At 70.5% G+C, this 21,778-nt stretch carries 24 protein-coding genes, 1 tRNA gene, 1 pseudogene and 1 riboswitch; of the genes and pseudogenes, 19 read left to right on the forward strand and 7 right to left on the reverse strand.

The annotated features are described in order from the left end of the window. The 3 genes from AC51EU_RS13265 to AC51EU_RS13275 form a co-directional block, all read left to right on the forward strand. The coding region (locus AC51EU_RS13265; RefSeq protein ID WP_496267079.1) for an RDD family protein at positions 1–485 on the forward strand (485 nt) is incomplete at its 5' end. Between the two features lie 120 nt (positions 486–605). Then, positions 606–3,014 carry an immune inhibitor A domain-containing protein gene (locus AC51EU_RS13270; RefSeq protein ID WP_496267080.1) on the forward strand — a complete coding sequence of 803 codons (2,409 nt, stop codon included), beginning with the start codon at positions 606–608 and terminating at the stop codon, positions 3,012–3,014. 122 nt (positions 3,015–3,136) lie between these two features. Next, positions 3,137–3,457, forward strand: coding sequence for a hypothetical protein (locus AC51EU_RS13275; protein ID WP_496267081.1), 321 nt, complete (start codon positions 3,137–3,139; stop codon positions 3,455–3,457). Between the two features lie 13 nt (positions 3,458–3,470). Here the strand turns inward: AC51EU_RS13275 and AC51EU_RS13280 are convergent, their stop codons facing one another. Next, complete coding sequence (locus AC51EU_RS13280) at positions 3,471–4,067, reverse strand: isochorismatase family protein (protein ID WP_496267082.1); 597 nt, start codon at positions 4,065–4,067, stop codon at positions 3,471–3,473. A gap of 187 nt (positions 4,068–4,254) precedes the next feature. Continuing rightward, entirely contained in the window at positions 4,255–5,583 is a 1,329-nt protein-coding gene (locus AC51EU_RS13285; protein ID WP_496267083.1) for a nicotinate phosphoribosyltransferase, read from the reverse strand. Between the two features lie 218 nt (positions 5,584–5,801). Between AC51EU_RS13285 and clpS the strand changes: the two genes are divergently transcribed. From clpS to AC51EU_RS13325, 8 genes are all read left to right on the forward strand, one after another. Next, positions 5,802–6,125, forward strand: a complete 324-nt coding sequence (gene clpS, locus AC51EU_RS13290; RefSeq protein WP_496267100.1) for an ATP-dependent Clp protease adapter ClpS — start codon at positions 5,802–5,804, stop codon at positions 6,123–6,125. After that, positions 6,125–6,718 carry a DUF2017 domain-containing protein gene (locus AC51EU_RS13295; RefSeq protein WP_496267084.1) on the forward strand — a complete coding sequence of 198 codons (594 nt, stop codon included), beginning with the start codon at positions 6,125–6,127 and terminating at the stop codon, positions 6,716–6,718. Before clpS ends, AC51EU_RS13295 begins: the two co-directional genes overlap by 1 nt. 311 nt (positions 6,719–7,029) lie before the next feature. Further along, complete coding sequence (locus AC51EU_RS13300) at positions 7,030–8,487, forward strand: amino acid permease (protein WP_496267085.1); 1,458 nt, start codon at positions 7,030–7,032, stop codon at positions 8,485–8,487. A gap of 111 nt (positions 8,488–8,598) precedes the next feature. After that, the gene (locus AC51EU_RS13305) at positions 8,599–9,024 is read left to right on the forward strand and encodes a M67 family metallopeptidase (RefSeq protein WP_496267086.1); all 426 of its coding nucleotides are present in this window, start codon (positions 8,599–8,601) and stop codon (positions 9,022–9,024) included. A gap of 121 nt (positions 9,025–9,145) precedes the next feature. Further along, positions 9,146–9,319: a putative leader peptide gene (locus AC51EU_RS13310; protein ID WP_496267087.1), complete on the forward strand. Its 174-nt coding sequence runs from the start codon at positions 9,146–9,148 to the stop codon at positions 9,317–9,319. A gap of 127 nt (positions 9,320–9,446) precedes the next feature. After that, positions 9,447–9,755 carry a MoaD/ThiS family protein gene (locus AC51EU_RS13315; protein ID WP_496267088.1) on the forward strand — a complete coding sequence of 103 codons (309 nt, stop codon included), beginning with the start codon at positions 9,447–9,449 and terminating at the stop codon, positions 9,753–9,755. 1 nt (position 9,756) lies between these two features. Then, on the forward strand, positions 9,757–10,707 hold the full coding sequence (locus AC51EU_RS13320; protein ID WP_496267089.1) for a PLP-dependent cysteine synthase family protein: 951 nt from the start codon (positions 9,757–9,759) through the stop codon (positions 10,705–10,707). Between the two features lie 240 nt (positions 10,708–10,947). After that, complete coding sequence (locus tag AC51EU_RS13325) at positions 10,948–11,700, forward strand: MBL fold metallo-hydrolase (protein ID WP_496267101.1); 753 nt, start codon at positions 10,948–10,950, stop codon at positions 11,698–11,700. 81 nt (positions 11,701–11,781) lie between these two features. On the opposite strand, the gene AC51EU_RS13330 is transcribed toward AC51EU_RS13325, so the two are convergent. Next, positions 11,782–13,107 (reverse strand): PTS transporter subunit EIIC, encoded by a 1,326-nt coding sequence (locus AC51EU_RS13330; RefSeq protein ID WP_496267090.1) that lies wholly within the window; start codon positions 13,105–13,107, stop codon positions 11,782–11,784. Positions 13,108–13,623: 516 nt separating this feature from the next. Here AC51EU_RS13330 and AC51EU_RS13335 point away from each other — a divergent pair. The 3 genes from AC51EU_RS13335 (at position 13,624) to rdgB (ending at position 15,440) form a co-directional block, all read left to right on the forward strand. After that, on the forward strand, positions 13,624–13,857 hold the full coding sequence (locus tag AC51EU_RS13335) for a PTS sugar transporter subunit IIB (RefSeq protein ID WP_496267091.1): 234 nt from the start codon (positions 13,624–13,626) through the stop codon (positions 13,855–13,857). A gap of 139 nt (positions 13,858–13,996) precedes the next feature. Continuing rightward, positions 13,997–14,728, forward strand: coding sequence for a ribonuclease PH (rph, locus tag AC51EU_RS13340; RefSeq protein ID WP_496267092.1), 732 nt, complete (start codon positions 13,997–13,999; stop codon positions 14,726–14,728). A 76-nt stretch (positions 14,729–14,804) separates the two neighbouring features. After that, positions 14,805–15,440 carry an RdgB/HAM1 family non-canonical purine NTP pyrophosphatase gene (gene rdgB, locus AC51EU_RS13345; RefSeq protein ID WP_496267093.1) on the forward strand — a complete coding sequence of 212 codons (636 nt, stop codon included), beginning with the start codon at positions 14,805–14,807 and terminating at the stop codon, positions 15,438–15,440. 57 nt (positions 15,441–15,497) lie between these two features. On the opposite strand, the gene AC51EU_RS13350 is transcribed toward rdgB, so the two are convergent. From AC51EU_RS13350 to AC51EU_RS13360, 3 genes and pseudogenes are all read right to left on the reverse strand, one after another. Then, positions 15,498–15,572, reverse strand: a tRNA-Leu gene (locus AC51EU_RS13350). A 7-nt stretch (positions 15,573–15,579) separates the two neighbouring features. After that, positions 15,580–16,040: pseudogene (locus tag AC51EU_RS13355) on the reverse strand (HNH endonuclease). A 30-nt stretch (positions 16,041–16,070) separates the two neighbouring features. Further along, complete coding sequence (locus tag AC51EU_RS13360; protein ID WP_496267094.1) at positions 16,071–17,600, reverse strand: MFS transporter; 1,530 nt, start codon at positions 17,598–17,600, stop codon at positions 16,071–16,073. 417 nt (positions 17,601–18,017) lie between these two features. Here AC51EU_RS13360 and AC51EU_RS13365 point away from each other — a divergent pair, with 417 nt between their 5' ends. Both AC51EU_RS13365 and AC51EU_RS13370 read left to right on the forward strand, forming a co-directional pair. Continuing rightward, complete coding sequence (locus AC51EU_RS13365; protein WP_496267095.1) at positions 18,018–18,524, forward strand: hypothetical protein; 507 nt, start codon at positions 18,018–18,020, stop codon at positions 18,522–18,524. After that, complete coding sequence (locus AC51EU_RS13370; protein ID WP_496267096.1) at positions 18,524–19,819, forward strand: sensor histidine kinase; 1,296 nt, start codon at positions 18,524–18,526, stop codon at positions 19,817–19,819. The genes AC51EU_RS13365 and AC51EU_RS13370 overlap by 1 nt, the downstream gene beginning before the upstream one ends. A gap of 3 nt (positions 19,820–19,822) precedes the next feature. Here the strand turns inward: AC51EU_RS13370 and bcp are convergent, their stop codons facing one another. Next, positions 19,823–20,290, reverse strand: a complete 468-nt coding sequence (gene bcp, locus AC51EU_RS13375; protein WP_496267097.1) for a thioredoxin-dependent thiol peroxidase — start codon at positions 20,288–20,290, stop codon at positions 19,823–19,825. Positions 20,291–20,522: 232 nt separating this feature from the next. Between bcp and AC51EU_RS13380 the strand changes: the two genes are divergently transcribed. The 3 genes from AC51EU_RS13380 to sugE all read left to right on the forward strand — a co-directional run bounded on the left by AC51EU_RS13380 (position 20,523) and on the right by sugE (position 21,733). Further along, complete coding sequence (locus AC51EU_RS13380; RefSeq protein ID WP_496267098.1) at positions 20,523–20,843, forward strand: DUF3618 domain-containing protein; 321 nt, start codon at positions 20,523–20,525, stop codon at positions 20,841–20,843. A 103-nt stretch (positions 20,844–20,946) separates the two neighbouring features. Further along, positions 20,947–21,249: a GroES family chaperonin gene (locus tag AC51EU_RS13385; protein WP_496267102.1), complete on the forward strand. Its 303-nt coding sequence runs from the start codon at positions 20,947–20,949 to the stop codon at positions 21,247–21,249. Between the two features lie 70 nt (positions 21,250–21,319). Then, positions 21,320–21,380, forward strand: a riboswitch (guanidine-III (ykkC-III) riboswitch). A 32-nt stretch (positions 21,381–21,412) separates the two neighbouring features. After that, positions 21,413–21,733, forward strand: a complete 321-nt coding sequence (sugE, locus tag AC51EU_RS13390) for a quaternary ammonium compound efflux SMR transporter SugE (protein WP_496267099.1) — start codon at positions 21,413–21,415, stop codon at positions 21,731–21,733. The last annotated feature ends 45 nt before the right edge of the window (positions 21,734–21,778 follow it).

Raw genomic sequence — 21,778 nt, forward strand, 5'->3', positions numbered from 1 at the left:
GCCCCTACGGCGGCGCCCCCGATCCGCTCGCGGGGATGCCGCCGCTCGCCGGGCGCGGGCGCCGGCTGGTGGCGCGGATCATCGACGCGATCATCGTCGGCGTGCCGGTGAGCTTGATCATGAGCGGGCTGGTGGGCTGGGTGGACTACACCAGCACCAGCAACGCGGAGACCGGCAAGCAGGCCACGGTCACGGGCGTGACGATGCTGGTCTATCTGCTCTACGAGGGGCTGATGCTCACCCACCGGGGGCAGACCCTCGGCAAGATGGCGATGCAGATCCGGGTCGCGATGCTGGCGGACGGATCGATCCCGGCGGGCCAGGCGGGCTGGCTGCGGGCCGCGGTCTACACGCTGCCGGAGATCGTCCCGTGCTGCGGTTTCGTCTTCTGGCTGGTCAATGTCCTGTGGTGCACCTGGGACCAGCCGTACCACCAGTGCCTGCACGACAAGGCGGCCAGGACGGTGGTGGTGTCCACGGCCTGAGCCGGGCCGGGGCCGGGAGGCACGGTGACCTACGCCGCCCGTTCCCGCAAGTCAAGACCTGTTTTTTCTCCTCATGTTCCGGTCAAATTCCTTCGAATGCCGGTTACGGCATGGGGAGGAATGAGGCAAGTGAGAGACAAAAAAGGGCTGTTCAGACCCGCCGCCCTGATCACGGCGATCGCCGCGATCGGGGCGGCGGGTCTGTCGGTGGGTACGGCGCAGGCCGCCCCCGGCGCACCCGCGGCCACGCCCCGGCAGCACGACCCGGCCCCCGAGCGGGCCGTGGACCACGACCTCAAGGGCCCGTTCAGCGAGCGGCAGGCGGCGCAGCGCGAGGAAGCCCTCCAGCAGGTCATATCCGGCGACGCCAAGGCGACCAAGAAGGGCGCCTCCAAGGTCGTCAAGCTGGGCAAGAGCAAGTACGTCGAGCTGGCCCGCGAGAAGACCGACAAGATCTTCACGATCCTGGTCGACTTCGGCGACAAGGTCGACAACACCACGATGTACGACCCGGACGGGCCCGAGGGCCCCAAGCCGCCGGTCAAGAAGTACGGTGGCGACCCGGGCCCCGCGCACAACACCATCGCCGAGCCGGACCGGAGCAAGGACAACTCCACGGCCTGGCAGAAGGACTTCAGCCGGCAGCACTTCCAGGACCTCTACTTCTCGCACGACAAGAAGAAGGAGTCCCTCGCCAAGTACTACGAGAAGCAGTCCTCGGGCCGCTACTCCGTCGACGGTGAGGTCAGCGACTGGGTCAGGGTCCCCTGGAACGAGGCCCGCTACGGCTCGAACTACTGCGGCAGCACCAACTGCCCCAACGTCTGGGACCTGGTCCGCGACGGCGTCAACCAGTGGTACAAGGACCAGAAGGCCGCGGGCCGCACCACCGCCCAGATCAAGGCCGACCTCGCCCAGTACGACCAGTGGGACCGCTACGACTACGACGGCGACGGCGACTTCAACGAGCCCGACGGTTACATCGACCACTTCCAGATCGTCCACGCCGGCGAGGACGAGTCCGCGGGCGGCGGCGCCCAGGGCACCGACGCCCTGTGGGCGCACCGCTGGTACGCGTACGGCACCGACAACGAGAAGACGGGCCCGGCGGGCAACAAGGCCGGCGGCACCGAGATCGGCGACACCGGCATCTGGGTCGGCGACTACACCATGCAGCCGGAGAACGGCGGCCTCGGCGTCTTCGCCCACGAGTACGGGCACGACCTGGGCCTGCCGGACGAGTACGACACCAGCGGTACCGGTGAGTCCTCGGTGGACTCCTGGTCGCTGATGTCCGCCGGCTCCTGGCTCGGCCGTGGCAAGGACGCCATCGGCGACCTGCCCGGCGACATGAGCGCCTGGGACAAGCTCCAGCTCGGCTGGCTGAACTACGACAAGGCCAAGGCCGCGACGAAGTCCACCCACAAGCTGGGCGTCGCCGAGTACAACACCAAGAACAAGCAGGCGCTCGTCGTCGAGCTGCCGACCAAGGCGGTCACCACCGAGATCGTCCCGCCCGCGCAGGGCTCCCACCAGTGGTGGAGCGGCATGGGCAACGACCTCAAGAACACCCTCACCCGCAGCGTGGACCTCACCGGCAGCTCCAAGGCGTCGCTGACCCTCAAGGGCTGGTGGGACATCGAGGAGAACTACGACTTCCTCTACGCGGAGGTCTCCACCGACGGCGGCGCGAAGTGGACCGCGCTGGACGGCACCGCGGACGGCCGTGCCCTGCCGCGCGACGGCGGCGACAAGCCGGGCCTGACCGGCACCTCCGGCGCGTACCAGGACCTGGTCCTCCCGCTGGACGCCTACGCGGGCAAGAAGATCGACCTGCGGTTCCGCTACCAGACCGACGGCGGGCTGGCGCTGAAGGGCTTCGCCGCCGACGCGATCACCGTGACCGCCGACGGCAAGCCGGTCTTCACCGACGACGCCGAGAACGGCGACAACGGCTGGCAGGCCGACGGCTTCTCCCGCATCGGCGCGTCCTTCACCAAGGACTACGCGCAGTACTACCTCGCCGAGAACCGCCAGTACGTGTCGTACGACACCACGCTGAAGACCGGCCCGTACAACTTCGGCTGGACCACCGACCGGCCGGGCTGGGTCGAGCACTTCCCGTACCAGAACGGTGTGCTGGTCTGGCTGTGGGACACCTCGCAGGACGACAACAACGTCGGCGAGCACCCCGGCCGCGGTCTGATCCTCCCGGTGGACGCGCACCCCAAGGCCGAGCGGTGGGCCGACGGCACGGTCATGCGCAACCGCTTCCAGACCTACGACGCGACGTTCACGGCGCAGCGTACGGACGCCCTGCTGCTGCACCGGGACGGCAAGCCGGTGAAGATCGCCTCGAAGAAGGGCGTGACCACCTTCGACGACCGCAACGGCGTCTACTACGACAAGGCGAACCCGACCGGCAGCGTGATCGTTCCTGACACCAACACCAAGATCAAGATCACCAAGGAGGCCAAGGACGGCTCCACGGTGACCCTGAAGGTGGCACCGGCGTCGAAGAAGCACTGAACCCGCAGGTCACAGCGGCATCGGCCGTCGCCCCCTGGCGGGCGGCGGCCGATCGCGTTTAGATGCGTCGTGCAGTTCCTCGTTGACGCCGGGTCTTACGGCCGAGTCTCACAGGGGGAATCATGACCGTCTCCGGTGGCGGTTTCACCAGACTTCCGGGCGGCACCGTGGTGGTCGCCCTCGCCCTGCCCGTGCCGGGCGGTGACGGCCGCCGCGTCCGCGTCCTCGTCCACGCCGTGAACCGCCAGCGCGCCCTGACCAGGCTGCGCAACCTGGGGCTGCGCTCGGTCTACCTCCGCGGCAACAGCAGCCCCCCGACCCCGGACGAGATCACCGCCGTACTCCACCACCCCGACGGCCTGGTCTGGCGCCGGGAACCGGACGACGACACCGAGTCCTGGCACCCGATCCGGACCCTGCTGGGTCCCGCCCCGGCCGCCTGAGCCGCGCCCGCCGTCAGACGCCGGGCAGGACCGGCTCGCCCGACAGCTCCGCGCCCGCCGCCCGCAGCTCCTCCAGCGCCCGCGCGGTGGTCTCCGGCGCCACCCCGGCGGTCAGGTCGAGCAGCACCCGGGTGCGCAGCCCGGCGCGCAGCGCGTCCAGGGCGGTGGCCCGTACGCAGTGGTCGGTGGCGAGCCCGACGATGTCCACCTCGGTGACCCCGTGGGCGGCCAGCCACCCGGCGAGCGGGGTGCCGTGCTCGTCGGTGCCCTCGAAGCCGCTGTACGCGGCGGTGTGGGCGCCCTTGTCGAAGACCGCGTCGATCGCGCCGGAGGCGACGGCCGGGGCGAAGTTGGCGTGGAAGCCGCTGCCCTCGGTACCGGCGACGCAGTGCGGGGGCCAGGAGTGCGTGAAGTCGGGGTGGTCGGAGAAGTGGTCGCCGGGGTCGATGTGGTGGTCGCGGGTGGCGACGACATGGCGGTAGCAGCCGCCGGCGGCCTGGCCGATGAGGTCCGTGATGGCCGCGGCCACGTCCGCGCCCCCCGCCACGGCGAGGCTGCCGCCCTCGCAGAAGTCGTTCTGGACGTCGACGACGATCAGTGCGCGGTGCATGGTGCGTGCCTTCCGGCCGGTAGGGGGAGGGGGAGTGCCCGAGGGAGCGGGGAGTGCCGCGTACGGAGGTGCGGTACGGGCCTGATGTGACCGAGGGTAGTCACTGGGCGGCCCGTACGGGAGTGGGGCGCGGGAGCTTTCCGGGGCGGGGTGTCCGGGCACGGGGCCGTCCCCGGACACCCCGCCGTCAGAGGTACTCGGTCGGCAGCACGGCCTCGCCGCGCGAGAGCTGGGTCGCCGACAGCGGCAGCCCCGCGCGGGCGGCGATGTGCCGGTCCCGGGCGGCGTCCAGCGGCTCACGCGCCACCACCTCACCCCCGCGCACCAGCGGCACCAGCAGCTGCCGGTCGGCCAGCTCCTCGGGCACCGGCCCGGTGCCGACCACCTCGGCCTCGGCCACCCCCGCCGCGTCCGGCCGGCGCGCCGCCCACTTGCGGCCGCCCAGGGAGGACTTCTTGCCCATCGACTTCTTCGCGACCGGCAGCAGCGGCGCGTCCGGCGCGTCGCTCTCCGCGCGGGCGACCAGCTTGTAGACCATCGAGCAGGTCGGGTGCCCGCTGCCGGTCACCAGGTGGGTGCCGACGCCGTACGCGTCCACGGGCGCCGCGGCCAGCGAGGCGATGGCGTACTCGTCCAGGTCGCTGGTGACCACGATCTTGGTGTTCACGGCGCCCAGCTCGTCCAGCTGCTGGCGCACCCGGTGGGCGATCAGCAGCAGGTCCCCGGAGTCGATGCGGACCGCGCCCAGGGAGGGGCCCGCGACCTCGACGGCGGTACGGACCGCCTCGGCGACGTCGAAGGTGTCCACCAGCAGGGTCGTCCCACCGCCCAGGGTCTCGACCTGGGCGGTGAAGGCGTCGCGCTCGGTGTCGTGCAGCAGGGTGAAGGCGTGGGCGCTGGTGCCGACGGTGGGGATGTTGTAGCGGAAGCCGGCGGCCAGGTCGGAGGTGGTGTGGAAACCACCGACGTACGCGGCGCGGGCGGCGGCCACCGCGGCCAGCTCATGGGTGCGGCGCGCGCCCATCTCCATCAGCGGCCGGTCGCCCGCGGCCACCGCCATCCGGGAGGCCGCGGCGGCGACCGCCGAGTCGTGGTTGAGGATGGAGAGGATCACCGTCTCCAGCAGCACCGCCTCGGCGAAGGTGCCCTCCACCCGCATGACGGGCGAACCGGGGAAGTAGACCTCGCCCTCCGGGTAGCCCCAGATGTCGCCGCGGAAGCGGTAGTCGGCGAGCCACTGGAGCGTCGGCTCGTCCAGGATGCCGCGCTCGCGCAGGAAGCCGAGGATCGTGGCGTCGAAGCGGAAGTTCTCCACCGCGTCCAGCACCCGGCCGGTGCCCGCGACGACGCCGTAGCGGCGGCCCTCGGGCAGCCGGCGGGTGAAGACCTCGAAGACCGTGCGGCGGTCCGCGGTGCCGGACCTCAGCGCGGCCTGCACCATGGTCAGCTCGTACTGGTCGGTGAAGAGCGCGGTCGACGGCACGGCCACCGGCAGCCCCAGGTCTGCAACGTTCACTTCGGCATACCTCGCAATTCGATCACTGCGCGCCACAACGGCACCCGCCGTCCTCCGGGCTCAGTGGTCCCCGGGGTACGGCACGGGAGGGATGCTACCTCCCCTACTCGTCACTTTGACGATTTCTGTGGCGGGCGCCACCACCGGGGCCGTTTGTGCGCGCGCTGCCCCCGGGTGGCAGCATGGGGCGTGTGAGCGCCCACCCGTCACCCACGATCATGTCGCGGCCGTCCCTCGCCACGCTCAGCGTCCCGGTCGAGATCGAGCGTCCCGAGTCCAGCGAGGCCCCCTTCGAGGTCCCCGAACCCGACGTTCCGTGGGTCACCGTCGTTCACAACGACCCCGTGAACCTCATGAGCTATGTGGTCTATGTGTTCCAGAGCTACTTCGGCTACCCCAAGGACAAGGCACACCAGCTGATGCTCGACGTCCACCACAAGGGCCGCGCCATCGTCTCCAGCGGCAGCCGCGAGGAGATGGAACGCGACGTCCAGGCCATGCACGGCTACGGCCTGTGGGCGACCCTCCAGCAGGACCGCTGATGGCCGGCCACTTCGAACCCCTGCCCGAGGGCGGCGCCGCCGCCCTCTTCGACGAGGTCGAGGTCTCCATCCTCCGCAGCCTCGCCGTCCAGCTGCTGGAGCTGATCGGCCCCGGCGACGAGCCCGCCACCGGCGAGGACGACCTGCTCGCCTCCCTCTTCAAGGACGGCCCCAGCGAACCGCCCGCCGATCCGGTGCTCGCCCGCCTCTTCCCCGACGCGTACGGCGGGCCCGACACCGTCCCCGACGACGACGTCCGCGCGGCCTCCGCCGAGTTCCGCCGCTACACCGAGAACGATCTGCGCGCCCGCAAACGCGAGGACGCGCTCGCCCTCGTCCGCGCCCTGGACGCGCTGACGCCCGGCGGCGAACGGGGCGCGGTGCTGCGCCTGACGCCCGACGAGTGCCGCCGCTGGCTCGGCGCCCTCAACGATCTCCGGCTCGCCATCGGCACCCGACTGGAGGTCACCGATGACGACGACGGCGGTGAACTGCTGCGGCTGCCGGACTCCGACCCCCGTAAACCGATGGTCATGGCCTACCTCTGGCTGGGCGGCCTCCAGGAGACCCTGATCGAATCGCTCCTGCACTGAAGCCTGGTTACCATTCGGGAGGCTTTCGCTCAGCGGAGCCTCAAATCCGGATAACGATCCCATCACCGCGCACGTGAGCCCTGGCGATCCACCAGGGCTTTGCCCGATTCCTCACGAACGCCGCACCGCGAACAGTACTGGTCGGCGCATCGAGCGACGTGTATAGATGTTCACCACCTGCCGTCAGTGACGCCACCCCTGTCACGACGGGGGCGCCGTGCCGGCCGACCGCCGGCGCGCAGGAACTCCATCCGGGGGGATCGGGACCCGATCCGGACAGACCGGATCGGTTGGAGAAAGGCGCACCACATATGACCTCTGTGCAGGTCGACAAGGGACACAACGGCAAAGAGACCGCCGGGAAGACCTCCGAGGAGGGCTATCAGCGGGGTCTGGGAAACCGCCAGATCCAGATGATCGCCATTGGCGGCGCCATCGGTACCGGCCTTTTCCTGGGGGCGGGCAAGGCCATATCCAAGGCAGGGCCGAGCATCGTCCTGGCCTATGCGATCGTCGGCCTCGTCATCTTCTTCATCATGCGGGCACTGGGCGAACTGCTCATGTACCGGCCCGTCTCCGGCTCCTTCTCGGAGTACGGACGGGAATTCCTCGGTCCGTTCATCGGCTTCGCCACGGGCTGGACCTACTGGCTGTTCTGGGTCGTCACCGGCATCACCGAAGTGACCGCCGCGGCAAAATATATCCACTACTGGAACTCGGATATCCCGCAGTGGATTTCCGCCCTCGTCTTCACCGTCGCCCTCTTCGGGATCAACCTGATCTCCGTGAAGATCTTCGGTGAACTGGAATTCTGGTTCTCGATGGTCAAGGTCACCGCGATCATCGGAATGATCCTCATCGGCCTCGGGGTGATCCTGCTCGGATTCTCCGACGCCGGCGACACCGCTTCGTTCAGCCTTCTGTGGGCCGACGGCGGATTCTTCCCGAGGGGCATCGGCGGCACGCTGATGACCCTTCAGATCGTGATGTTCGCATTCCTCGCCGTCGAACTCGTCGGTGTCACGGCGGGCGAGGCCGCGGACCCGAAGAAGGTCCTTCCCAAGGCGATCAACACCGTGCCGTGGCGGATCGGCCTGTTCTACATCGGCGCCCTCCTCATCATTCTGTCCGTCGTCAGCTGGAAGATCTTCGAGCCCGGCGTCAGCCCGTTCGTCGCCGCATTCCAGAAGATCGGCCTGCCGGCCGGCGCCGGCATCGTCAATTTCGTCGTCCTGACCGCCGCGCTCTCCTCGGCCAATTCCGGCATGTACTCCACGGGCCGGATGCTGCGCGACCTCGCGCTCAACGGCCAGGGCCCGCGGTTCTTCACCCACCTCAGCAAGAACGGCCTGCCCACCTGGGGCACCAGCGTCTCCGTCGCGATGATGCTGGTCGGCGTCTGGATCAACTACCAGTGGCCCGGCCAGGCATTCGACTACGTCGTCGCCTTCGCCACCATCTCCGGCATGTGGGCGTGGATCGTCATCCTCTTCTCCCACCTGCGCTACCGGGCCAAGGCCAATCGCGGGGAACTCCCGCAGTCCGATTTCAAGGCGCCCGGCGCCCCCTACACCTCGGTCTTCGCGCTCCTCTTCATCGGCATGGTGATCGTGATGATGGGCGTCGACCCCGAGGCCCGGATCTCGCTCTACGCCGCGCCGCTGTGGGCGCTCCTGCTGGCCGTCGGGTACTTCGCGATCAAGCGGCGCGACCCGTCGGCCGTCGCCCGTGACGCGGTCACCGTGCCCGCCGGGAAGACCAAGGACTGACCCCACGCGTCCGCTGTCCGGGCCCGTCCGTACCGCTCTCCGGTGCGGACGGGCCCGTTCGCTTTCCCCGCCCCCGAGGGGGCCGCGCAAGAGCCCTCCTATCCTGGCCGCATGCTGACCCTTACCAAGGCCCTCCACGACCAGATCGTCGAGCACGCCCGCAAGGACCACCCGGACGAGGCGTGCGGTGTGGTCGCGGGCCCGGTCGGCAGCGGCCGCCCCGAGCGGTTCATCCCGATGCTCAACGCCGCCCGCTCGCCCACGTTCTACGAGTTCGACTCCGCCGACCTGCTCCGGCTCTACCGCGAGATGGACGACCGCGACGAGGAGCCGGTGATCATCTACCACTCCCACACCGCCACCGAGGCGTACCCCTCGCGCACCGACGTCACCTACGCCAACGAACCCGGCGCGCACTACGTCCTGGTCTCCACCGCCGACACCGACGGCGCCGGGCCCTTCCAGTTCCGGTCGTTCCGCATCGTGGACGGCGTGATCACGGAGGAGGACGTCGAGATCGTCGAGGCGTACTCCTGACGCTCCCGGAGGGCCGCCCGGCCACCCCCGCGGCGGCCCTCGTCCCACCTGGCGTACGCCAACCGTCCGCATCCTGGGACGAGGTTCCAGAACCCGGACCGGGAATCGATACGATGACCGCATGGTTGACCACAGCGTGAGCGAGAAGAGGACGGGCATGCGGCAGCACGCTCCGCTCGCCACGCGCCGCTCCGCCTCCGCCCTGCTGGGCGCTTTCGGCTGCGGAACGGCCCGGCTGCACATCGACCTGTGCCGCCCCTCCAGCGCCATATGTCGCCCCCACGCCGACGTCTGACCTGCCACGACGTCCGACCGGCCACCGCCGCCCGCGCCCCGCGCCCGCCGCGTCCCGGTCCGCGGCCCCCGCGTCCCGTGCGCACCCGCACCGCACCCCGCACCCGCACTCCGACAGGAGCACCCCCATGGCCATCGAGGTCCGCATCCCGACCATCCTGCGCACCTACACCGACGGGCAGAAGTCCGTCGAAGGCAGCGGCACCACGCTCGACGCCCTCTTCACCGACCTGGAGTCCCGCCACACCGGCATCCGCGAACGCCTGGTCGAGGGCGACCAACTGCGCCGCTTCGTCAACGTCTACCTCAACGACGAGGACGTCCGCTTCCTCAAGGGCATCGCCACCGAACTCACCGACGGCGACAGCGTCACCATCCTGCCCGCGGTGGCCGGCGGCGCCCTGCCCGCCGCGCACCGTTCCGGGGGAATGGTCTGACGTGCGGTACGACTCCCCGCTGGCGGCGGTCGGGAACACCCCTCTCGTCCGCCTCCCGCGCCTCTCCCCCTCCGACGAGGTCCGCGTCTGGGCCAAACTGGAGGACCGCAACCCCACCGGCTCGGTCAAGGACCGCCCCGCCCTGCACATGATCGAGCAGGCGGAGAAGGACGGCCGCCTCACCCCCGGCTGCACCATCCTCGAACCCACCAGCGGCAACACCGGCATCTCGCTCGCCATGGCCGCCAAACTCAAGGGCTACCGCATCGTCTGCGTCATGCCCGAGAACACCTCCGAGGAACGACGCGCACTCCTCGCCATGTGGGGCGCCGAGATCATCTCCTCGCCCGCCGCCGGCGGCTCCAACACCGCCGTCCGCGTCGCCAAGGAACTCGCCGCCGAACACCCCGACTGGATCATGCTCTACCAGTACGGGAACCCCGCCAACGCCGCCGCGCACTACGCCACCACCGGCCCCGAGATCCTCGCCGACCTGCCCTCCGTCACCCACTTCGTCGCCGGACTCGGCACCACCGGCACCCTGATGGGCGTCGGCCGCTACCTGCGCGAACACGTCCCCGGCGTGCAGATCGTCGCCGCCGAGCCACGCTACGACGACATCGTCTACGGCCTGCGCAACCTCGACGAGGGCTTCGTCCCCGAGCTGTACGACGGGTCCGTCCTCACCACCCGCTTCTCCGTCGGCTCCGAGGACGCCGTCCGCCGCACCCGCGAACTCCTCGCAGAGGAGGGCATCTTCGCGGGCATCTCCACCGGCGCCGCCCTGCACGCCGCCCTCGGCGTGGCCCGCAAGGCCGTACGCGCCGGGGAACGCGCCGACATCGTCTTCATCGTCGCCGACGGCGGCTGGAAGTACCTCTCCACCGGCGTCTACACCGCCGGGTCCACCGAAGCGGCCGTCGCCACCCTCCACGGGCAGCTCTGGGCCTGAGACCGGCGCGGGGAAGGGCGGGCCCGCGCCCCGCCCTTCCCGCGGCCCCGGGCGAGCCCCCCGGTCTGGTGATTCCGCCCACAGCTCGCCCCGCCGGAGGAGCGGGCGGACCCTTTGCGCCTTACCCTCGTGGGCACCGCACAGACCACCACGGACCCGGCAGCGCGCACCGGCGAGGACGCCGGCGGCACCGCCCGGCCCGACGCCCCGCCGCCCCCGCCCACGGAGGTTCACGCCCGCATGAAGCTCACCGTCGTCGGATGCTCCGGGTCGTTCCCCTCCGTGGAATCGCCCTGTTCGAGCTACCTCCTGGAGGCCGACGGCTTCAGGCTGCTCCTCGACATGGGCAACGGCGCCCTCGGCGAGATGCAGCGCCACTGCGGTCTCTACGACCTCGACGCCGTCGTGCTCTCCCATCTGCACGCGGACCACTGCATCGACCTGTGCGGCTACTTCGTCGTCCGCTACTACCGCCCGGACGGCGTCCGCTGCGCGCCCCTGCCGCTCTACGGTCCCGAGGGCACCGAGCGCCGCCTGGTCGCGGCCCATGACGACCTGCCGCACGAGGGGGCGATGGGCGAGGTCTTCGACTTCCGCACCCTCACCCCGGGCACCTTCACCGTCGGCCCCTTCACCCTCCGGGCGGAGCTGGTACGGCACCCCGTGGAATCGTTCGGCTTCCGCGTCGAGCACGACGGGCGGGCACTGGCGTACTCCGGCGACACCGGCCCCTGCGCGGCGCTGGACACCCTCGCCCAGGGCGCCGACCTCTTCCTGTGCGAGGCGTCCTTCACCCACGGCCGCGAGTCCATCCCGGACCTGCACCTCAACGGCCGCGAGGCCGGGGAGCACGCCCGCCGGGCGGGCGTCGGCCGCCTCGTCCTCACCCACATCCCGCCGTGGACCGATCCCGCCGTCAGCCTGGGCGACGCCCAGAAGGTCTTCGACGGGCCGGTGGAGGTCGCCGAGGCGGGCACCGTGTACGAGATCTGAGCCGGCGCCCCCCGCATGGCAGAGGGCCCTGGAACTCCGAGCAGGAGTTCCAGGGCCCTCGGTGTACGCGGGACCGGCGGCCTACGCCTTGGTCAGGTCCTCGCTCTCCTCCTCGGGCTCGCGGCCCGGGGTGGGGAGGTTGAACTTCGTGATCGCGAAGCGGAAGAGCACGTAGTACAGGGCGGCGAAGCACAGACCGATCGGGATGATCATCCAGGGCTTGGTCGCCAGACCCCAGTTCAGCCCGTAGTCGATGGCGCCGGCGGAGAAGGTGAAGCCGTCGTGCACGCCCAGCGCCCAGGTCACCGTCATCGAGATCGCGGTGAGCACCGCGTGGATGGCGTACAGCACCGGCGCGATGAACATGAAGGTGAACTCGATCGGCTCGGTGATACCGCAGACGAACGAGGTCAGACCGAGCGAGAGCATCATGCCCATGACGGCCTTGCGGCGCTCGGGGCGGGCGCAGTGCGCGATGGCCAGGGCGGCGGCCGGCAGACCGAACATCATGATCGGGAAGAAGCCGGAGGTGAACTGGCCGGCGGTCGGGTCGCCCGCCATGAAGCGGTTGATGTCACCGTGAGCGATCTTGCCCGCCACGTCGGTGAAGTCGCCGATCTGGAACCAGGCGACGGTGTTGACGAACTGGTGCATGCCGACCGGGATCAGCGCGCGGTTGATGAGACCGAAGACACCGGCGCCCGCGGCGCCCAGACCCGTCATCCACTCGCCGAAGCTCGTGATGGCGTTGCCGATCGGCTGCCAGCCGAGGACGACCAGGACACCGACGGCGGTGCCGACGAAGGCCATGATGATCGGCACCAGACGGCGGCCGTTGAAGAAGCCGAGCCAGTCGACGAGCTTGGTGCGGTGGAAGCGCTGCCACAGGACCGCGGCGAGCAGACCCATCACGATGCCGCCGAGCACACCCGGGTTCTGGTACGAGGCGGCCGCCACATCACCGACCGCCACATGACCGTGCGCGGGTACGCACGCCCCGTCGAAGGTGCCGGTCGGGACGAACTTCCCGCCGTCCTCGCACGCCTTCGGGAACTTGTGGATCACCGAGTAGTAGACGAGGAACCCGACGACCGCGGCGAGCGCGGTGGAGCCGTCCGCCTTCTTGGCGAAGCCGATGGCGACACCGATGCAGAACAGCAGCGGCAGACCGAGGGAGGAGTCGAAGAGGATGCCGCCGGCGCCCGAGAAGACCTTGGCGACCTGGTCCCAGCCGAGTCCCTTGGGGCCGAAGACGTCGTCCTGGCCGAGGCGGTTGAGGATGCCCGCCGCGGGGAGGACGGCGATCGGCAGCTGAAGACTGCGGCCGATCTTCTGCAAGCCCTGGAACAGGCCGGAGCCCCGCTTCTTCGCGGGGGCCGCCTTCGCGGCGGCAGTGGCCGAACTCATCGGATTCCTCCTGGAGAGGCGGGCGCTCGGGAAGGGGGACGGCCCGCAGGGTGGTCTACACCGTTGGTCTGCACCACAACAGTGGTTTAGACCATTCTTAACACGGGCTCACGACGCAAAGGAATCCATTCTTCCAAGTGGTGTGGACCACATGCCGCACGGGTCCCGGCCCGGAACAACGAGGTGCGGCCCGTAAAGGGACCGAAGTCCCGCCGAAAGGCCCGAGGGGAATTTCGGCCACCGTCGCGGATCGGTCGGCGGGGAAAAGAGGGTGTGCTTTTGTCGCGGCGAGGACCGGACGCCCCCCCCGTCCCGGAAGGCGAAGGCGGTTCCCCCGGCCCCCTGCCCCATACTGGTGGTGTAGACCACTCGCGGGGGGTTCCGCGGCCCTCCGTCAGTGAACGTGATCTTTCACCGGATGACGGACGGACGCCCACGAACGTGGTCCGAACGTGCGTTACCGTTTGGGGCACCGTACGGCGGAAGCGCCGGCGGCCGAGACAAGCAGGAGTGGACATGGCCACCAAGGCTGAGAAGATCGTCGCCGCCCTCGGCGGACTCGACAACATCGAGGAGATCGAGGGGTGCATCACCCGTCTCCGCACCGAGGTCGCCGACGCCTCCCTGGTGGACGAGGCCGCCCTCAAGTCCGCGGGCGCCCACGGCGTCGTCAAGATGGGCACCGCGATCCAGGTCGTCATCGGCACCGACGCCGACCCCATCGCGGCCGAGATCGAAGACATGATGTGAGCTGACCACCATGGTCCGCCCGCGAAGGGCCCCGCCCCCGCACGCACCGCCGTACGGGACCGGGGCCCTTCGCGCGCGTGTGCGGGCCCTCCTCCCGCGCGTGCGCGGCCGCCCCGCCGATCCCGATAGGGTCGAGACCATGTCTCGCATCGACGGCCGTACCCCCGACCAGCTCCGCCCCGTCACCATCGAACGCGGCTGGAGCAAGCACGCCGAAGGCTCCGTCCTGATCTCCTTCGGCGACACCCGAGTCTTCTGCACGGCCTCCGTCACCGAAGGCGTCCCGCGCTGGCGCAAGGGCAGCGGCGAGGGCTGGGTCACCGCCGAGTACTCGATGCTGCCGCGCTCCACCAACACCCGCGGCGACCGCGAGTCCGTCCGCGGCAAGATCGGCGGCCGGACGCACGAGATCAGCCGACTGATCGGCCGCTCGCTGCGTGCCGTCATCGACTACAAGGCCCTCGGCGAGAACACCATCGTCCTCGACTGCGACGTCCTCCAGGCCGACGGCGGCACCCGCACCGCCGCCATCACCGGCGCCTACGTCGCCCTCGCCGACGCCGTCGCCTGGGCCCAGGCCAAGAAGCTCATCCGCCACGGCCGCAAGCCGCTGACCGGCACCGTCTCGGCCGTCAGCGTCGGCATCGTCGACGGCGTCCCGCTCCTCGACCTCTGCTACGAGGAGGACGTCCGCGCCGAGACCGACATGAACGTCGTCTGCACCGGCGACGGCCGCTTCGTCGAGGTCCAGGGCACCGCCGAGGCCGAGCCCTTCGCCCGCGAGGAACTCAACGCCCTCCTCGACCTCGCCGTCACCGGCTGCACCACCCTCGACGCCGCCCAGCGCGAGGCACTGGCCCGCACGCTCTGACGCGCCACCGGGGGCGCGGCGGGGAAGCCGCCGCCCCCCGGAACGGGCACCGGGACCCCACCGGGATAATTCCGTCATGGAGCACACCACCGAGGGAGCCCTCACGGGCACCCGCCGCCTCGTCCTCGCCACCCGCAACACCGGAAAGATCGTCGAACTCCGCGCCATCCTGGAGGCCGCGGACCTCGACGTCGAACTCGTCGGCACCGACGCCTACCCCGAGATCCCGGACGTCAAGGAGACCGGCGTCACCTTCGCCGAGAACGCCCTCCTCAAGGCGCACGCCCTCGCCCGCGCCACCGGCCTCCCCGCCGTCGCCGACGACTCCGGCCTCTGCGTCGACGTGCTCGGCGGCGCCCCCGGCATCTTCTCCGCCCGCTGGTCCGGACGCCACGGCGACGACGCCGCGAACCTCGCCCTGCTCCTCGCCCAGCTCTCCGACATCGACGAGCCCCACCGCGCCGCCCACTTCACCTGCGCCGCCGCCCTCGCCCTCCCCGACGGCACCGAACGCGTCGTCGAGGGCACCCTGGAGGGAACCCTCCGTCACACCCCCTCCGGCACCGGCGGCTTCGGCTACGACCCCGTCCTCCAGCCCCTCGGCGAAACCCGCACCTGCGCCGAACTGACCCCCGACGAGAAGAACGCCATCAGCCACCGCGGCAAGGCGTTCCGCGCCCTGGTCCCGGTGGTGCGGGAACTGCTGGGGTGAAGCCCCTGAACGTGCCGCAGCCTCCCCGACCGCGGGTCGGGGAGGCTGCGGCACAGGTGGGCCCGGTGGGACTCGAACCCACGACATACCGGACCTAAACCGGCATCCTCTAGCCAGCTGGGATACGGGCCCTCGGCGCTCACTGTACTGGGTCCGGGCCCGTGGATGCCCGCCGACGTCCGCCACGGCACCAAGTGGCGGTGACGGCATGACAGTTGGGGCACAGGAGACGTAAGTTCTCCCGGCGGTTGTTCCGCCAGTTGCCGTCGATGTGGTCCACCTCAAGGGGGAGTGGACGGTGGCGCCAGACGGGGCCGGTGCCGCAGAGCGCGCATTGCTCGTTCGTGCCGAGCGCCGGGAGGGCCTGCTTGAGGCGGCGGCTCGGCACGCGCCGGGTCAGCTTCTCCGTCTCCACCAGGAGATCTTCGGGGGAGTACCGGCGGGGCGCGGTGGTGCGTTCGCGGAGAAGTGCGAGGTGTCGATCCCCAGGTGGCGGATGCGCCGGCTGAGATGGGTGTGCTGACCGCCCACCGGGTCGGGCCCGAGGCGTCGCAGGACCTCGCACATGCTGGCCGACAACGCCACCGCCTCTTCCAGGATCTCCTTCGTCCACCGCGCTTCCGCACCCCGTCAGAACCGCGGTTCGTGGTTCTGTGACGCGATGATTTCGGCGGCCTCCTCCTTGGTGGCGACCGAGGGGGGAGAGCCTTCGAGGGGTTGGCGTGCGGTTTCCTTCATGCACAGGACGCTGATGACGCCGACCAGGGCGGCGAGCATGGCGTAGTAGGCGGGGACCATCAGGTTCTGGTCGAAGGTGTCCATCAGGGCCGTGATGACCAGGGGGGTCGTGCCGCCGAAGAGGGAGACGGCGAGGTTGTAGCCGATGGAGAGCGAGCCGTAGCGGACGCTGGTGGGGAATAGGGCGGGCAGCGCGGCCGACATGGTGCCCTGGAGGCAGACGAGGGAGAGGCCGAGCATCATCATCCCGCCCGTGATCGCGGCGAAGCTGCCCTGCTTGACCAGGTAGAAGGCGGGGAGCGAGAGGATCAGGAAGCCGAGCATGCCCGTCATCAGGACCGGCTTGCGGCCGAAGTGGTCGCTGAGGCGTCCGACGCTGCTGATGACGCACATCAGCACGGCCATGCTGCCGATGAGGATGAGCAGGCTGTGGGACTCGTCGTAGCCGAGGGTGCTCGTGAGGTACGTCGGCATGTACGACTGCACCAGGTAGACGCAGATGTTGTAGGCGCCGACCAGGGCGATGCACAGGACGAGCATCGGCCAGTGCCGGGCGAAGATCTCGCCGATCCGCTTCCTGGGCGCGTTCTCGGACAGGTGCGCGGCCTCGGCGGCGGTCTGGGTGACGGGCGCGTGGGCCTGGGATGCCTCCAGTTTCTGGAAGGCGGGGGTCTCGTCGAGCCGGAGTCGCAGGTAGAGGCCGATCAGGCCGAGCGGGCCCGCGACCAGGAAAGGGATGCGCCAGCCCCAGGAGAGCATGGCCCCGGCGCCGAGGGTGGCGTTGAGGACGAGGACGAGACCGGCCGCGCCGATGTAGCCGGCCAGGGTGCCCATCTCCAGGAAGCTGCCGTAGAAGCCGCGCTTCTTGTCCGGCGCGTACTCGGCGATGAAGGTGGAGGCGCCGCCGTACTCGCCGCCGGTGGAGAAGCCCTGGACCATGCGGAAGACGACGAGGAGGACCGGGGCCCAGACACCGATGGTGGCGTGGGAGGGGATCAGGCCGATGCAGAGGGTGCCCAGCGCCATCATGATCATGGTGATGGCGAGGACCCGCTTGCGGCCGATGCGGTCGCCGAGCGGTCCGAAGAAGGCGCCGCCGAGGGGGCGGACGAGGAAGGCGACGGCGAAGGTCGCGAAGGAGGACAGCAGACTGGTGGTGTCGTCGCCGCCGGGGAAGAAGACCTTGCCGATGGTGACGGCGAGGTAGCTGTAGATCCCGAAGTCGAACCATTCCATGGCGTTGCCGAGGGCGGCGGCCTTCACCGCGCGCTTGACGACCCGCTCGTCGGTGACCGTGATGTCCGTACGCCGTAGCGGAGGGTTGCGCCGCCGGGCTATGGCGCGGAAGAGGACATGGTGACGCCTGAGCGCTTCCGGGTCCCGTGCGGAAGCGGGGTCTGCGTCGGAGCTGCCGGTCGGCACTGGGCGGTCCTCTCAAGGGTCGGTGCGCGGTGCGCGGTGGGTACGACGGGTGCGCCTGCGCAGAGGAGCGCGGATCAAACCACTGTCGGGGCGCGACGCGACGTACGTCACTCCGGTTGGGCCGTCCGGGGCATCGGGCGTGGCCTGCGGTTTTCTCACCTCCGATGGGTGCCGGGGAGACACGCGGCGGGCCGGGCCGTTGTTACAGGACTGGTACACAGCCGCGCGGTCATCGCAGTGTGAGGGCAATCAGGTCGTGTCGCGCGCAGAGGAGGGTGAGGTGGAATCGGCGGCACTGCGTTCGGTTGCGTCCGGGGTGGTGTGCCGGGCCTTGTGCGCCGGGTCCCCGCGTCCGCTCGCGGCGGTGTTCGTGTTTGCTGGTGGGGGTACGGGGCGTGCGCCCCGGGAGGAGAAATGATGACCGTCCGCGAACGATCACGGTGGGCCGGTGGGCGTACCGCCCTGGTGACCTTCCTCGTGGTCACCGTGCTGGCCGCCGCCGGGGTGTGGTGGAGCCAGGCCGGGGACCGCGCGTCGGCGGTGGGCAACGCCCCGAAGACGGCCGCGGTGCAGGGGGGCAAGGAGTCGGGGAAGCCGTCGGGCGGCCTGCCGGGCGTACGGGACTGCGGATTCGGGAAGCCGGCGGTCAAGCCGCGGGTGATCACTTTGGCCTGTGCGGACGCCGGGATGGTCGCGACCGCGCTCACCTGGGACCACTACGACGCCCGGTCGGCCGAGGGCCGGGGTGTGGTGCAGGTGGAGAAGACCGCGGCGGGGGCGGGCGCGGACGCGGTGTTCCCCGCGTCGTTCCGGCTCTACGGGCCGCGGGCGGTCGAGGGCGGATGGGCGTTCACCGGACTTGAGGTGACCTACGACGGGTCGACCCCGCTGGGTGACACGACGGAGGTGTACAACCTCGCGTGATGGGCATCCGAGGCCGGATCGCCCTGGCCATTTCGAGTTTGACGGCACTCGCCGTGGTGGTGCTCGGGTTCGCCGTGCACCACATAGCCGATGCCGAGAGGGAGCGTTCGGCGCGTGCGTACCAGGACGACCGGCTCAGTTCCGCGCTCCAGATCTACGAGCGGGACGGGACGCTGGCGCTGGGCGCGCAGCTGGACGACCTGACGCTGCCGTTCCCGTTGCGGGACGCGGTGGCCCGTGGCAGGTCGGGCACGTTCGTCAGCGGGGGTGACGACCCGCGGGTGTGGGCGGCCACCGGGGTGGGGGAGCGTTCGGACGGTGATCTGCGCACGCTGTCGGTGTCGGCGGCGTTCCCGGACAGTGATCCGGCGCAGGTGGCGCTCGACCGGGCGTTGCTGATCGCGGGGGTCGGGACGGTGGCGGTGATGGCCGTGGTGTCGTGGTTCGTCTCGCAGCGGCTGTCGCGGCGGCTGCGGCTGAGCGCGGCGGCGGCCCGGCGGATCGCGGCGGGTGAGGAGCCGGACGCGGGGGCGCTTTCCAGCCATGGCCGGGACGAGGTCGCGGAGCTGGGCCGCAGTGTGCACCACATGGCGACGTCGCTGGCGGCGCGGGTGGAGGCGGAGCGGGAGTTCACCGCGGACGTGGCGCACGAACTGCGGACGCCGGTCGCGGGGCTGGTGGCGGCGGCGGAGCTGCTGCCGGAGCCGCGGGCGGTGGAGATGGTGCGTGATCGCGCGCAGGCGATGCGGCGTCTTGTGGAGGATCTGCTGGAGGTGTCCCGGTTGGACGCCGGGGTGGAGCGGGCGGATGTGGACGCCTGTGAGCTGCCGTCGCTGGTGCGGGGGATCGTCAAGCGGGCGGCGCGGCAGCGTGGGGTGGACGAGGTGTCCGTGACGGTGGTGGGGGAGCCGCGGATCGTGGAGACGGACCGGCGCCGGGTGGAGCGGGTGCTGGTGAATCTGCTGGCGAACGCGGCGAAGCACGGGGAGCCGCCGATCGAGGTGGCGGTCGACGGTTTCCGGATCGTGGTGCGTGATCACGGGCCGGGGTATCCGGAGGAGCTGTGCGCGGAGGGGCCGCGGCGGTTCCGTACGGCGGCGCCGGAGCGGGGGACCGGGCACGGTCTGGGGTTGACGATCGCGGCGGGGCAGGCGGAGGTGCTGGGGGCGCGGCTGGAGTTCGGCGCGGCGGAGGACGGTGGGGCCAGGGCGGTGCTGGAGCTGCCGGACCGGGCGGTGGTGGTGTCCGGGGAGGCGGCGGCGCTCGCCTCCCCGGACGGCGCGGCGCGCCCCTGACCGTTACAGCTTCAGATCCTTGATGATCTTGGCGACGTGGCCGGTGGCCTTGACGTTGTACAGGGCCCGTTCGACCTTGCCGTCCTCGTCGACGATGACGGTGGAGCGGATGACGCCGGTGACGGTCTTGCCGTAGAGCTTCTTCTCGCCGAAGGCGCCGTACGCCTCCAGGGTCTCCTTGGCGGGGTCGCCGAGCAGGGTGACCTTGAGGTCCTCCTTCTCGCGGAACTTCGCGAGCTTCTCCGGCTTGTCGGGGGAGATGCCGATGACGTCGTAGCCGTGGCCGGCGAGGAAGTCGAGGTTGTCGGTGAAGTCGCACGCCTGCTTGGTGCAGCCGGGGGTGAGCGCGGCCGGGTAGAAGTAGACGATGACCTTGTGGCCCTTGTGGTCGGCGAGCGAGACCTGCTTGCCGTCCGCGTCGGGGAGGGTGAAGGCGGGGGCGGTGTCGCCGGGGTTCAGTCGCGCGCTCATGTCTCTCCTCGGAGGGGATCGGTACGCCCCCGAGATTACGGCCTTCGTGCGGGGGCGTGGCGGCCCCCGGAACCGTCCCGCCTGCCCGAAACGGGGGGTGCTGTGGGGCGTGGAGGGGCGTGAGCTGACAGACTGTCCCTCACGAATCGGCACAGAGAGTACGGTGGCCGGTTCCGTACGGGTCCACAGACCGGCCCGGTACGCATCGGCCCGAGACGACGGAGGCAGCGCGGTGTCGGAAGCCAGGACCCCTGCGCAGATCGAGGCGGACATCGCCAGCAGGCGGCAGGATCTCGCCGCGACGCTCGACGAGATCGGTGTGCGGCTGCACCCGAAGACGATCATGGATGACGCGAAGGCGAAGGCCGTGGAGGCCGTGGACCGCACGGCCGGTCGTGCCTATGTGGCCGCCAACCGGGTGGTGTCGGACGTCCGCGGCCAGCTCACGTCCGAGGACGGGGCGCCGCGGCTGGAGCGCATCGTCCCGGTGGCGATGATCGGGGTGGCGGTGCTGGGGCTGCTGGTGATGCGGTCCAAGAAGCGTCGTCCGTAGGGTCCCGGTGGCCCGCGGTGCGTACGGTGCGGCGGGGGCCAGGTACCGTCGTGCCGTGAGCGCCAACAACACCCACGACACCCATGACAAGCTGCCGATCCGGATGCTGCACGACCGTGTGCTGGTCCGGACGGACATCCCCGAGGGCGAGCGCCGCTCCAGCGGGGGCATCGTCATTCCGGCGACCGCCGCGGTCGGCCGCCGTCTGGCCTGGGCCGAAGTGGTCGCGATCGGCCAGAACGTGCGGACCGTCGAGGTGGGTGACCGCGTGCTGTACGACCCGGAGGACCGGGCCGAGGTGGAGGTGCGCGGTGTGGCGTACGTCCTGATGCGTGAGCGTGATCTGCACGCGGTGGCCGCGGAGCGGCTGGAGGGCGCGGACGACTCCACCGGGCTGTACCTGTAGGCGCCCGCTGAGGGCTTTTCCGCACCGGGTGGGCGGTGACCGAGGTCACCGCCCACCCGGTGTTGTTGCTTGCTAGCCTCGGCGGCAACCCGACGAGACGCGCCGTACCGGGCAGGAAAAGACGACGCACCCCCTTGTGGAAACGCTTCTCGGAGGTGTCGTCATGGCATGGTTCCTGCTGGTCGTCGCGGGTCTGCTGGAGGTCGGCTGGTCGGTGGGGATGAAGTACACCGACGGGTTCACCCGGCTGTGGCCCAGTGTGTTCACCGGCGCGGGCATCGTCGCGAGCATGGTGCTGCTGTCGTACGCGGCCCGTTCCCTGCCGATAGGCACGGCCTACGGCGTGTGGGTGGGCATCGGCGCGGCCGGTGCGGCGGTGGCCGGAATCCTGCTGCTCGGTGAGCCGGCCACCGCGGCCCGGATCTTCTTCATCTGCCTGCTGCTGGTCGCGGTCGTCGGGCTCAAGGCCACCTCGGGGCACTGAGGCCCCGGGGAGCGCCACCGTCACTCCTCCGCGCCGGTACCGCCG

The sequence above is a fragment of the Candidatus Streptomyces philanthi genome, assembly GCF_059553635.1.

What these genes read in the sequence shown, in the direction of transcription:
- AC51EU_RS13365 (WP_496267095.1), top strand. Translation starts at nt 18,018, where the DNA reads ATGACCGTCCGCGAACGATCACGGTGGGCCGGTGGGCGTACCGCCCTG.
- AC51EU_RS13280 (WP_496267082.1), bottom strand. Translation starts at nt 4,067, where the DNA reads ATGCACCGCGCACTGATCGTCGTCGACGTCCAGAACGACTTCTGCGAG.
- AC51EU_RS13275 (WP_496267081.1), top strand. Translation starts at nt 3,137, where the DNA reads ATGACCGTCTCCGGTGGCGGTTTCACCAGACTTCCGGGCGGCACCGTG.
- AC51EU_RS13305 (WP_496267086.1), top strand. Translation starts at nt 8,599, where the DNA reads ATGCTGACCCTTACCAAGGCCCTCCACGACCAGATCGTCGAGCACGCC.
- AC51EU_RS13330 (WP_496267090.1), bottom strand. Translation starts at nt 13,107, where the DNA reads ATGAGTTCGGCCACTGCCGCCGCGAAGGCGGCCCCCGCGAAGAAGCGG.
- AC51EU_RS13370 (WP_496267096.1), top strand. Translation starts at nt 18,524, where the DNA reads ATGGGCATCCGAGGCCGGATCGCCCTGGCCATTTCGAGTTTGACGGCA.
- bcp (WP_496267097.1), bottom strand. Translation starts at nt 20,290, where the DNA reads ATGAGCGCGCGACTGAACCCCGGCGACACCGCCCCCGCCTTCACCCTC.
- rph (WP_496267092.1), top strand. Translation starts at nt 13,997, where the DNA reads ATGTCTCGCATCGACGGCCGTACCCCCGACCAGCTCCGCCCCGTCACC.
- clpS (WP_496267100.1), top strand. Translation starts at nt 5,802, where the DNA reads ATGTCGCGGCCGTCCCTCGCCACGCTCAGCGTCCCGGTCGAGATCGAG.
- sugE (WP_496267099.1), top strand. Translation starts at nt 21,413, where the DNA reads ATGGCATGGTTCCTGCTGGTCGTCGCGGGTCTGCTGGAGGTCGGCTGG.
- AC51EU_RS13315 (WP_496267088.1), top strand. Translation starts at nt 9,447, where the DNA reads ATGGCCATCGAGGTCCGCATCCCGACCATCCTGCGCACCTACACCGAC.
- AC51EU_RS13310 (WP_496267087.1), top strand. Translation starts at nt 9,146, where the DNA reads ATGGTTGACCACAGCGTGAGCGAGAAGAGGACGGGCATGCGGCAGCAC.
- AC51EU_RS13270 (WP_496267080.1), top strand. Translation starts at nt 606, where the DNA reads ATGAGGCAAGTGAGAGACAAAAAAGGGCTGTTCAGACCCGCCGCCCTG.
- AC51EU_RS13335 (WP_496267091.1), top strand. Translation starts at nt 13,624, where the DNA reads ATGGCCACCAAGGCTGAGAAGATCGTCGCCGCCCTCGGCGGACTCGAC.
- AC51EU_RS13325 (WP_496267101.1), top strand. Translation starts at nt 10,948, where the DNA reads ATGAAGCTCACCGTCGTCGGATGCTCCGGGTCGTTCCCCTCCGTGGAA.
- AC51EU_RS13300 (WP_496267085.1), top strand. Translation starts at nt 7,030, where the DNA reads ATGACCTCTGTGCAGGTCGACAAGGGACACAACGGCAAAGAGACCGCC.
- rdgB (WP_496267093.1), top strand. Translation starts at nt 14,805, where the DNA reads ATGGAGCACACCACCGAGGGAGCCCTCACGGGCACCCGCCGCCTCGTC.
- AC51EU_RS13385 (WP_496267102.1), top strand. Translation starts at nt 20,947, where the DNA reads ATGCTGCACGACCGTGTGCTGGTCCGGACGGACATCCCCGAGGGCGAG.
- AC51EU_RS13295 (WP_496267084.1), top strand. Translation starts at nt 6,125, where the DNA reads ATGGCCGGCCACTTCGAACCCCTGCCCGAGGGCGGCGCCGCCGCCCTC.